The organism is Bradyrhizobium sp. MI1.7 (assembly GCF_055811795.1).
In genome coordinates, this window is record NZ_JBVVPO010000064.1 from 39108 (window position 1) to 43743 (window position 4636).

Annotated in this window: 4 protein-coding genes; 1 reads left to right on the plus strand and 3 read right to left on the minus strand. The window is 63.0% G+C overall.

Going from position 1 to position 4636, the window contains the following annotated elements; translation table 11 throughout:
- Positions 1-153 precede the first annotated feature (153 nt).
- The 3 genes from AC0L3X_RS37175 to AC0L3X_RS37185 form a co-directional block, all read right to left on the minus strand.
- Entirely contained in the window at positions 154-1344 is a 1191-nt protein-coding gene (locus tag AC0L3X_RS37175) for a DUF932 domain-containing protein (RefSeq protein WP_439035709.1), read from the minus strand.
- Positions 1345-1883: 539 nt separating this feature from the next.
- Positions 1884-3128: an IS110 family RNA-guided transposase gene (locus tag AC0L3X_RS37180; RefSeq protein WP_439034008.1), complete on the minus strand. Its 1245-nt coding sequence runs from the start codon at positions 3126-3128 to the stop codon at positions 1884-1886.
- Between the two features lie 473 nt (positions 3129-3601).
- Entirely contained in the window at positions 3602-3913 is a 312-nt protein-coding gene (locus AC0L3X_RS37185) for a DUF736 domain-containing protein (RefSeq protein ID WP_473317236.1), read from the minus strand.
- A gap of 259 nt (positions 3914-4172) precedes the next feature.
- Here AC0L3X_RS37185 and AC0L3X_RS37190 point away from each other — a divergent pair, with 259 nt between their 5' ends.
- Positions 4173-4301 carry a hypothetical protein gene (locus tag AC0L3X_RS37190; protein WP_439034006.1) on the plus strand — a complete coding sequence of 43 codons (129 nt, stop codon included), beginning with the start codon at positions 4173-4175 and terminating at the stop codon, positions 4299-4301.
- Positions 4302-4636 lie beyond the last annotated feature (335 nt).

Sequence of the window (4636 nt, forward strand, 5' to 3'; positions counted from 1 at the left end):
CCCCCCCCCCCCCCCCCCCCCCCCCCCCCCCCCCCCCCCCCGCCCCCCGCCCCCCGCCGCCCCCCCCCCCCCGGGGGCGCCCCCCCCCGGGGGGCGGTGCACCAGGCATTGAGGGAAGCCGCGCAACCTTTCCCGGTTGCGCGGCTTACAGTGTCAGATTGCACGCTCCATCAAGCGCTTTGCCTTGCCTTCTAGTTCAAGGCGCGTGTCCTGATGAGCCTTGCCACGAGCAAATGCGGTAATGCCCTGCACAAAGTCGAAGATCCCCTCCGGCTTGCGGTTTTCCTCGCCCAGAACAGTTTCAATGATCTTCGAGGCCTCGGATTTGGAAAACCCGCCTTTGCGGAGGAAGGTCTCTCGGTCCTCGTCAGTCCGGGCAACGATCCGCTCGCGCGCCGCCTTAATGCCGGCGACGAATGGCGCAGGTGACGACTTGGCAAAGCTCGTCAACGCGGGGGCGGCTTCATGCGCAAAGCGTTGTGCGGCAAATTTGGAATGCCGGATCGATATCTCCTCGAAATTCTCGACACCCCACAGATTGCGGTTCATGCAGACGGCCCGGAGGTAAAAGCTCGCAATGCCCAGTGTCTTGCTGCCAACTTCGCTGTTCCAGCAGTAAAATCCCCGGAAATACAAATCCGGTGATCCATCCGGCAACCGGCCCGCCTCGATCGGGTTAGTGTCGTCGACCAGAAACAGGAACACGTCGCGGTCGCTGGCGTAAAGCGTCGTCGTGTCCTTGGTCACGTCCACAAAGGGGTTGTGGGTCATCGTTGACCAATCCAGCACACCCGGCACTTTCCAGCGCGTGTCGCCGGTGCCGTTGCCTGCGATCTTCATGACGGCCGCGACCAACTCATGATCCCAGATGCGGCCATAGTCCGGCCCGGTGACAGCACGAAGCTCGACGCGCCCGTTATCGGTCTCCAAGGTTTTCACGAGCTCGGCGCGATGCGACAGCAAGCCGTGTTGCAGATTGATGGCCGACAGGGCCGCGGGAAGCTGCCGCAGATACGATGTCGGCGTGCCGACGAGCGTACACAACTGGCCAAAGCTCCAATGCGTCGGGGCCACCGGCTCGTCACGTCCCGGCACAGTGAGGGCCAGACGCTCAGCATTGTCCCGGCTCGCCTCCACGCGGATGGTCCGGCTTTCCACCGTCCGCGCCTGCGCGCGCTCGGCCCGTCCTCGTACTGCTTCATAGAGGTCCGGCAGGTTCAGATACCGCTCGTCATCCGGTCGCGCAAACCACTCGGACGACACGCGGCCGATCCGCTGGCCGCGCGATACGTCCACGCGAAAGCCGCCGGAAGCAGGCTGTTGGCCTTCTGACAAAGTCATCATGTTCATGGTCGTTCTCCTATGGGCTGAGGTTGAAGCGCAGCGCTGCGCTGCAACCCTGCCCGTCGGCGAGACCTGGGGTAGCAAGGGCAAGGGCGGCCGGAGCGGAGGGGACTCCCCACCTTTTGCAAGAGCCTTCTTCTCGCAAGTTCGCTCAAACATTTGCAGCTTCCCGTTCTCACCTTTGGGCAGGGTGAAGAGCGCAACATCGCGCTCGAAGCCCTGCCTCGCGGCGAGCAGCGGGTGTGCAAGCGGAGCGAGTGCCTTCGCGGGGAACCGGCTGCAGGGAGCGTGGATATCTGTCGCCGATCGCGTCAGTGAGAAGCGACCGAAGCTGGGCGGAAGGCACTCCGCAGCGCGCTGAGGGCGGAGCCCTAAGCCTTCGCCGCGGGAGCGCAGCGACGCGCAAAACAACGCCGGCACGGCAACAACACTCCAAGTGTCATCGCTCGCAGATGTGAAGAAACGACTGGTTACATCCGGGCCTGTCGTCGTCGCGACGCTACGCAATTTGGAAGCTTCGCGTCTCGCCGACGACAGGATCAGGCCGCAGCGGACTGCGGCGGTCGGCCGTTGTCGAAGAGTTCGCCGGTCCTGAGCATGGCACAAGCAACGCCAATCAACCTGCTGCCGATTGATCGGAGCGCGCGAGCATGGGAATGCCCGCGCTTGCGTAAGGCGGCATATCGATTGCGCGTTTGGAAGTCATGCAGCACCGCAACGCGTGCCCAATGATAGACAGCGGTCCTCAGACGGTGCGGACAAGACTGCCTCATGACCACGACAATTTGCTTACCGCTGCGTCGCGTGACGGGCACGACGCCCGATAATCCCCGAAGCGCCTGAGCGTCTCGGCGAACGATCGCATCGTGTCCTTCGGACAGAAGTGCCGCGAGGACGATCGTTCCGATTCCAGGCATCGACCGCAAGATCTCGGGATCGGCGTGATGCGCGATGCCGGTCGCTGATGGAAGTTCGGCCACCGCCGAACACAGGCGCTCGAGTTCCTTCATGGCAAGCTTCATCTGCTGCATAACCAGCCGCAGACGGCCTAGAATGAGCTCGCAGTGCGCCACGCAGGCCTCCGTCACACCGGATGCAACAGATATCGGTGTGCTGCGGAGATGATTGAGCAAGGTGTCCGCAGTCCACCTCTTTACCCTGCTCTCCTTAAGGCGCCTTGCGATCGTCGACGTCCTCACGGCGCGTGCCCTTGCCGGCGTGGGGATCAGATCCCAAAGATCCAATATCCACTGCTGCGACCAGTCTTCCGCGAGCTCAAGCATTTGCGGGAAATAGCGCCAGAGCTGATGACGAAAGCGGTTGGCCAGGCGATTGCGTTCGGCAGACAAGTCCTCCGTCATGCGCGACCACTCACGTAGCTGAATGATCGTCGGATGCACTGGCTCCAGGAATCGATAGAAACGGCTATCGGTCCGCAGAGCATCAGCGAGCACGAACGCGTCGAGCCGATCATCCTTGGCGCCGGCCATGGTGAAGCGATCTCGAAATCGATCGAGCTGCTTTGGATTTAGCGCATGAACCAGGAAGCCCGAATCCATCAAGCTCTCGACGACGGGCCCATGCGGGACCTCGATGCCAATCGCGATCCGGCCTGGTTCAGCACCCGTCGTGCGCTGGATCCAGTCTGCCAGTTCAGCCAACCCGTCACCGCTATGTTGGAACGAACGATGGCCGAGTTTTGCGCCTTGGGCATCCAATGCGTAAGCGTAGTGTGTCGCCGATGCCCAATCGACACCCACGTAGGCAGCTATGTCTTCATTCATTCCCTTCCCTCCTTCGCAGTCGGGCAGCTGCGATCTTCGCCGGCCCTGTTCTGGCGCTCAATGGCGCAACTCCCCACGGAGCGTCGAACGCAGCTCATCCGTCGGGGCACTCGTCCCCTCTGGGCGCTCACGGCGCAGGATCACCAGGTGGCTCCCAACAAATCAGCCCGTAGGCCAACGATAGCCCCGTGAGGAGCATCCTGATTGGAACAGGGATCACCCGCCTGACCAGGGCGCGCTAAGAGCGCGCGTCTGCACGCGCCTGATGACATCGTCGTCATGAAGATCCTTTGCGCGGAAGACCGGGGATACCGCTCCGGCCGGCACGCGAAGTGTGCTTCACCCTTGCCCGCGCGAGGGCGGAGCCCTTAGCAATCTCCTCAAAGAAGAAATGCTCTTCTTCCTGCAAAGCGGCGCAAGAAATGCAAAAAGGGCCCCGCCTCCGAGGAGGCGGGGCTGAGGATTCATCGGGATCAGTCGCCGTTCCGGCGGGACCAGATCAGGGCGAAGCCCTCGTCGCCTTCGACCTTCACCAGCGAGGCGTAGATCGGGGCCGGGAAGGTCGGATCGTCGAGCTTGACCGAGAGGTATTCGCGATCGGTCTCGCGGGCGGTCTTCTTCCAGGCGGCACCGAGCTCGGTCGTACCGGCGAAGATGCGGTAATCGGGCGCCTTGTCGTTGTCCTTCTCGTATGCCGCGAACTTTGCCTTGACGTTCACGGTCAGCGTCTTGATCGAACCGATGTAGCCATTGTCCGAAGCGGTGAAGGTGCCGATGGTAGCCATTGTGGTCTCCGTTTGTTGCTCGGGCCGCGCCCATCGCAGCCTCGATGGCGATCCTTGGACCGGGGAGCGATCGGCCCGCAGCCTTCAGGCCCGCAGCGACAGCGGAGGACGGCGATAGCCTGCTTTTTTGTCTTCCGCGAGGAATGCCGCCCCTTCGCGGCAGGGGAAAAAAGCAGGCGCAGCCGTTGCGGGAAGGCGATCGAGGCTCTTGCCGGCCCTCGGGCCTGATCAGCCCATTCGAGGTTGCGTTGGACGCGCCATGAATGAACTGACGGAGACCACCATGACGGCCGACATCGACGCAGCACAAGGACACAGCCGGATCAATCGGGCACCTGCTGACACCAGCGCATCAACGGCAAAAACGGCGCGTCCCGGCAAACGCTAGCGATCCTGATCGCACTCCCGCGTACGGGGGCGAAGGTGTGCTTGGAATAATCCGTCAGGCAGCGATCTCGATACTCCGGTCAACACCAATCAAAGCTGCCGGCCTTATCACCTGCTGCTGACTGGCGAGCACGACAGAGCAGTAACCTTCGGCTGCCGCTGACGGCGTAGATCAGAGTGATCGAAGTCTGGCTCGTGACGGGCCTTCCATGCTTCGATCGCCGCTGTGCGCAAAAAGAAGCGAGCGCGCGCCGGGCCGGCGGCGGGGGGGGAAATATTATTTTTGGGGGGGGGGGGGGGGGGGGGGGGGGGGGGGGGGGGGGGGGGGGGGGGCGG

Excerpts from the sequence above, each read along its gene's own strand:
- AC0L3X_RS37190 (WP_439034006.1), top strand. The coding sequence starts at position 4,173 with ATGAATGAACTGACGGAGACCACCATGACGGCCGACATCGACGCAGCA.
- AC0L3X_RS37180 (WP_439034008.1), bottom strand. The coding sequence starts at position 3,128 with ATGAATGAAGACATAGCTGCCTACGTGGGTGTCGATTGGGCATCGGCG.
- AC0L3X_RS37175 (WP_439035709.1), bottom strand. The coding sequence starts at position 1,344 with ATGATGACTTTGTCAGAAGGCCAACAGCCTGCTTCCGGCGGCTTTCGC.
- AC0L3X_RS37185 (WP_473317236.1), bottom strand. The coding sequence starts at position 3,913 with ATGGCTACCATCGGCACCTTCACCGCTTCGGACAATGGCTACATCGGT.